This is a genomic window from Streptomyces durbertensis, assembly GCF_014156695.1.
GTDB lineage: Bacteria > Actinomycetota > Actinomycetes > Streptomycetales > Streptomycetaceae > Streptomyces > Streptomyces durbertensis.
The window spans coordinates 1-5,285 of the sequence record NZ_WMLF01000379.1; the positions used below are offsets into that span (position 1 = coordinate 1).

At 68.9% G+C, this 5,285-nt stretch carries 5 protein-coding genes and 1 pseudogene; 4 read left to right on the forward strand and 2 right to left on the reverse strand.

All coding sequences use genetic code 11. The annotated features are described in order from the left end of the window. Positions 1 to 176, reverse strand: a pseudogene (locus GL263_RS28530) (site-specific integrase); the annotation flags it as partial. Between the two features lie 635 nt (positions 177 to 811). Between GL263_RS28530 and GL263_RS20765 the strand changes: the two are divergent. From GL263_RS20765 to GL263_RS20775, 4 genes are all read left to right on the forward strand, one after another. Continuing rightward, a complete protein-coding gene (locus GL263_RS20765; RefSeq protein WP_182857248.1) occupies positions 812 to 1,942 on the forward strand; it encodes an alpha/beta fold hydrolase in 1,131 nt (376 codons plus the stop codon). 230 nt (positions 1,943 to 2,172) lie between these two features. Then, a complete protein-coding gene (locus GL263_RS20770) occupies positions 2,173 to 3,195 on the forward strand; it encodes an endonuclease/exonuclease/phosphatase family protein (protein WP_182857249.1) in 1,023 nt (340 codons plus the stop codon). Positions 3,196 to 3,359: 164 nt separating this feature from the next. Next, complete coding sequence (locus tag GL263_RS28895) at positions 3,360 to 3,485, forward strand: hypothetical protein (RefSeq protein WP_267132784.1); 126 nt, start codon at positions 3,360 to 3,362, stop codon at positions 3,483 to 3,485. After that, positions 3,482 to 3,859, forward strand: coding sequence for a tetratricopeptide repeat protein (locus GL263_RS20775; RefSeq protein WP_182857250.1), 378 nt, complete (start codon positions 3,482 to 3,484; stop codon positions 3,857 to 3,859). Before GL263_RS28895 ends, GL263_RS20775 begins: the two co-directional genes overlap by 4 nt. 78 nt (positions 3,860 to 3,937) lie before the next feature. Here the strand turns inward: GL263_RS20775 and GL263_RS20780 are convergent, their stop codons facing one another. Then, entirely contained in the window at positions 3,938 to 4,684 is a 747-nt protein-coding gene (locus GL263_RS20780; protein ID WP_182857251.1) for a phosphotransferase family protein, read from the reverse strand. Between the last annotated feature and the right edge of the window lie 601 nt (positions 4,685 to 5,285).

Below are 5,285 nucleotides of genomic sequence, written 5' to 3' on the forward strand. Positions count from 1 at the left end.
GCGTCAGCCATCCAGGTCACACCGGTGTGCCGAAGCCCATGGCGCCGAAGATGCTCGTACCCCAGGGTGGTGACGACCTCATCCCACTGCGTCACGTCGCGAAGCACAGCAGTAGTGATCCTCCCGCCACGCGGCCCGGTGAACAGCCGAGCCTCGGGGTCGGGCCCCGCCGCCAGCCCACCCAGCACGTCTCGGCCCGCTGTTCGGCGTTGCGCCCACGGACGGGGATGCCCGGCCACGGCTCACCGAGACCGAACCACCCGGCCCGGGAGACGGTTCCGTCGACACTCCAGCACGACGGGCGCCGTCCAGCCTCACCGGGGACCTCGGGTGTTCAGTTCGCTCGGCCGGAGCCACCGGCTCCGAGCCGGACGCACCATGCACCTCAGCCTCACGCGGCCATGGGACAGCTCTTGGCTGGCGACGGTCTGGTTCGAGTGGCCCTCCGGCCGGCGGCCGCGCTCTCTGGAAGCCGGACGAGCGCCGCATGCGCGGAATCACTGCTCGGAAGCCGCCGCGACCCGCGGTGGGACGAGCGCGCTCGGAATCAGGGGCGCCGACGGCGGAGGTCCGCGAACGGCGCTCGGGGTCGGCAGCGAGGTGGGGCAGCGGGCCCCGAGGTGCCGGCGATCGGTGTTCGGGAAGCCGGAGCTGCGCTAGACGGCCCTCACCGCTGCTCGGGCAGGAGGTTGGGCACCTGACGAGAGGGGGGCGACGCACGGTCGGCGGGCCTACAGTGGCGCGGGCTTCACCGCTGGGCGACTCTGACTCGCAGGGGGACCGACGAGCCGTCCGACAGAACGGGGCCCTCATGGCCATCACCACGACCGACCACTCGGTCCCCCACACGTCGACTGTCCCCGCGAACGCGGGCCAGAAGGTGAAGCTGTTCGTACGGGAACACGACGGCACGCCCCCTGGCCCACCTGCGAACCGCAAGGCCGTTCTCATGCTGCACGGCAGGAGCGTCCCGGTGCTGGCGGGCTACGACCTCCAGCACACCTCCTACGGGTGGGCCAAGGCCGTCGCACAGGCCGGATATGACGTCTTCATGATGGACCTGCAGGGCTCTGGCCGTTCGCCGCGTCCCCGGATGGAGGACCCCTGCAATGTGAATCCCAGCCAGCAGGCTGCCGTCACTCCACCGCTGTCGGGCCCACGAACGGCGAGCTATCCGTTCGTACTGACCAATTCCCAGAGTGACCAAGACGAGCTCAGCACCGTCGTCGAATACATCCGCGCCAGGCGCAACGTTTCGAAGGTCTCCTTCATCGGCTGGTCGGCGGCGGCGTTTGCCATGGGACCGTACGCGATCAGAAATCCGGGGAAGGTTGAGAACCTGTTCCTCCTCGGCCCGATCTTTCCTCCGCTGGGCCCCTCGAACCCGCCGACCCTGCCGGTACCCGGCTTCCCCCTTCACGTGCTCACCCGCTCGAGCATCGAGCAGGCCTTGGCCATGAAATGCGCGAACCAGCACGAGCCCGGCATGGTCGACGTCGTGTGGAGCGCCCTCATGGACAATGACCCGATCGGCCGCGGCTGGGGGAAGCTCCTTCCCTCCGGAGAGCCGGCGGGCGTCAGCCGATTCCGGAACTTCGTGACGTGGGGCTGGAACAACACCACCGTGGGCCAAGGGGGCAGCCTCGGCGGAAGCGTGCCCGTGCTGATCGTGCACGGCGAGCACGACCAGACGGCCAACACCACACCGCCCAGCTCCAACCCGGCGCTCGACTTCCACGTCCCCGCTCTCTACGACGCCGTCCCAGGAGCTCACAAACTCCTCGTCACGGTGAAGTGTGCCGGCCACTCGATGCCCTGGGAAAGGCAGCACAAGAACCTGCACAACCTGTCGAAGCACTGGCTCAAGCACACCAAGGTCGACGGCAAGACCCAGGGCAAGTTCGAGATGGACGAGAACGGCAACATCAGCCCGGCGCCATGAACCCCGGCCATCCGACCCCGCTCCTGGTACTGGAGCCGCCGGTTGGGATGACAACGACGGCTTCAGCGGTCGCAGGGCCGCGCAGCATCGGGAATCCGGCCGCCACCGCCACTGACCGGCTGCGGGTCAGCTTCCCGTAAGTCCTTTCCAACCCTGCTGATATCGCTTAGCTGTTGGCGTGCCGGATAAGTGAAGTGGTTGCGACCAACGGAGTTGAAAGGTGGATCCGCATGGGACCTCTCTATGTCGCCTGGTGGAATGTGGAAAACCTCTTCGACGAGGAGCACTCCCCCCGACGCAGTGAGAAGATGACCCGGGTGCTGGGAAACGACCTGCGGGGCTGGACCTCGCACCTGCGGGACAGGAAGATCAGCCAGCTGGCATCGGTGATCGCGGAGATGAACAGCGGACAGGGGCCGGATCTGCTGGGAGTCTGCGAGGTCGAGAACGAATTTGTTGTGCAGCAACTCGCCAGCGCGGTCAACCACCGGGTGACGGGCCGCACCTACCAGATCGCGCACGCAGACACCTCCGACCAGCGCGGCGTCGACGTGGCGTTCATCTATGATCCGGCTTTGCTCACCGCGCCAGCCGACCAGCGGTTCCAGCACGTGGTGATGCGCCGTACGGGAACCCGCGAGATCCTCCAGGTCAACTTCAGGACGGTCAGTGGGCATACCTGGGCTGTTTTCGGCAACCACTGGCCGTCCCGGCGCGGTGGTCAGCAGGAGTCGGCCGCCTACCGGGCCACGGCTGGCGAAACCCTCGCCTACTTCCACGAGCGCACGCTTGAGGTCCACGGCGCGCACACACCGGTGCTGGTCATGGGCGACTTCAATGACGAGCCCTTCAACGTCTCACTCAGCCAGCACGCCCTCAGCACACGGCAACGGACAAAGGTCCTGAACGCCACCACCGCGCCGCGGCTCTGGAATCTGATGTGGCCGATCGTGGGAGGCGACGATCGCATCGAGTCCGCCGGCAACGAGCACGCAGTCCGGCCGGGCGGCACGTTCTACTTCCAGAACACAGCCAACGTCCTGGACCAGTTCCTGGTCAACAAGAACATGCTGACCCCCCGCGCACACCTTCGAGCCGAACCCGGCTCTGTTCACATCGTCACCCACCCGCAGGGCATGGTCGGCACCGGCCGCTACCCCGCCCCTGTGCTGTTCGGCGGCATGGGCAAAGACGTCAACCAGAACGGCTACTCCGACCACTACCCCATCGCGATGCACGTCGAAGTCGCGTAGAACGCGGACACTTGCCTTCGGCCAGCGGCAGCCTGGCGAGCCGGTGGTGCGTCCAGGGCGCGCCGTAGCTTTGGTCGCGACGACATCGTCGTTGTCGGCAGATTCACCAGCGGAGCTGTGGCCGGGCGGGGCGCAATGGGGGCGCCGGAGGGAGTGTGAGTGGCGTGGCCATGACACCAGAACTGCTGCTGGGCGCCCGGATCGGCGGCCGGGTTGTCGAGTTCGTCGCTCGGGGCTGCCGACCCGACGACGGGACGGCAGAGGGCGAGTGGCTCGCGCGGATCGAATGAGGCGCCAACAGCCGCGGCTGACCGTGGAGAGCTTCGAGGGCGCCCACGAACTGGGACATCCCGAGGCGGCGAACGACCTGGGCAACCTTCTCGACGACCTGGGCCGGCCTGACGATGCCCTCCGATGGTGGCTGGTTGCTGCCGAGATCGGCAACACGGGCGCGGTCGGCAACCTGGCTACGGCCTACCAACGCCAGGGCGAACTGGAGGAAGCCGAGCGCTGGTGGACCGAAGCGGTCCGGCGCGGCCTGCCGGGCGCAGAGGAGCGGTTGCTCGTGGTGCGGCGCCGCCGAGCCGCCGGGGATCCACTGTCCTCGTCCCCGCCGGCCTCCCGGAGCCGGCGTCGGTGGTGGCGTTCCTGGTCCAGGTGCTGACCGTGTGGCTCGCCCGCGGGAGGGGACGGTTTCGTCGATGCGTCAGAGCGCCTGTGGGGCGGTGGTGCTGGCGCTGCCTCACATGCGGGCTTTCAGCACGTCGACCTCGCAGCCGGGCGCGAACGGGTCGAAGCCGTGCTCGATCAGCCAGCGGACCGCGAGCAGGCTGCGCAAGGACCACCACGCGTGGATCAGGTCGAGGTTGATGTCGGTGCCGTAGCCGGCGAGGACGTCGTCGAGGTGCTCCTCATGTCCGAGTGTGAAGGTGGCGAGGTCGTACAGGGCGTCGCCCTGGCCCGCCTCGGACCAGTCGATGATGCCCGTGACCTGGTCGCCGTCGAGGAAGACGTGCGCGATCTGGAGGTCGCCGTGCGTGAAGGCCGGAGTCCATGGTCGGAGCGCGGCCTCGGCGACCCGGCGGTTGCGGGTGACCAGGTCGGCGGGCAGGAGGCCGTTCGCCACGAGCAGTTCGCACTCCTCGTCGAGTTCCGCCGCCAGCGCGACGACGTTCCGGCCGGCCCGGCCGGGCCGGGGCGGCAGTGGCGCCTCGTGCAGCTTCCGGATCGCGGCGCCAGCGGCGGCCCAGGCCGCCGACGAACCGTCCGACGGCCCACCAAGGCGTCCAAGCGGCGTTCCCGGGAGCGCGGCGAGCGCGAGCACGGGCGGCTTGCGCCACAACACCTCCGGGGTCGGGACCGGCGCGAGAGACATCGCCTCGACCTCGACATCGATACGCGCCTGATCGGCGTCCACCTTCAGGAACACGTCACCGACGCGCAGCGTCGCGCGCTCGGAATGGGCGACCACGACTTCGACTTCGTCCATGAGCGACCAGTATCCCGGAGGTGGTCGCCCGAGGGCGCCGGTTTCCGGGTTGGTCCGCTCCGGAGCCGCGCCTGAGTGGGAAGTCCTCTGGACCGCGGCGACCGGCCTCGGTCGCGGTGGCGCCCCGGCTCCCGGCGGCGGCTCGCTGCCAGCCCCGTCAAGCGACGTTCGACAACTCGGTGGCACGGGAGCGGGTTGCGGGATCAGGCGTCAGGCGTCGCTCCTGGGGGTTGTCGGTGAGGGGTGGTGCGGTTCGGACAGGTGGCGAGGGAGCCGGACGTGCCGGAACTGGTAGACGGCGCCGGTCTGGCGCAGTACGCCTCGACGGCAGGCGTCCGTCACGCCCCAGGCCAGCAGCTCGAGGGAGTCCTGGACCGACTCGCTTGCTTGACCGCCGCAGCGATGAGCCCAGTTAGTCCATCAGATTCGAGCTCCCACCTCGCGTGGAGTACGGCCGGCCAGCGCGTGGCGGGACGACCGGTCACGCATGGCCGGTCAACTGGCCTGTTCGCTGAGCTGCGTGAACGGCAGCGTGGGCTTCGCCGGCTCTCTCGCCGGTCGTGGCCGGGCGGCCACGCCACACGAAGGAGTGCCTTTCGGA

Bases quoted from the DNA above. Each gene is read 5' to 3' on its own strand.
- GL263_RS20775 (WP_182857250.1), top strand. From the start codon at position 3,482: ATGAGGCGCCAACAGCCGCGGCTGACCGTGGAGAGCTTCGAGGGCGCC.
- GL263_RS20770 (WP_182857249.1), top strand. From the start codon at position 2,173: ATGGGACCTCTCTATGTCGCCTGGTGGAATGTGGAAAACCTCTTCGAC.
- GL263_RS20765 (WP_182857248.1), top strand. From the start codon at position 812: ATGGCCATCACCACGACCGACCACTCGGTCCCCCACACGTCGACTGTC.
- GL263_RS20780 (WP_182857251.1), bottom strand. From the start codon at position 4,684: ATGGACGAAGTCGAAGTCGTGGTCGCCCATTCCGAGCGCGCGACGCTG.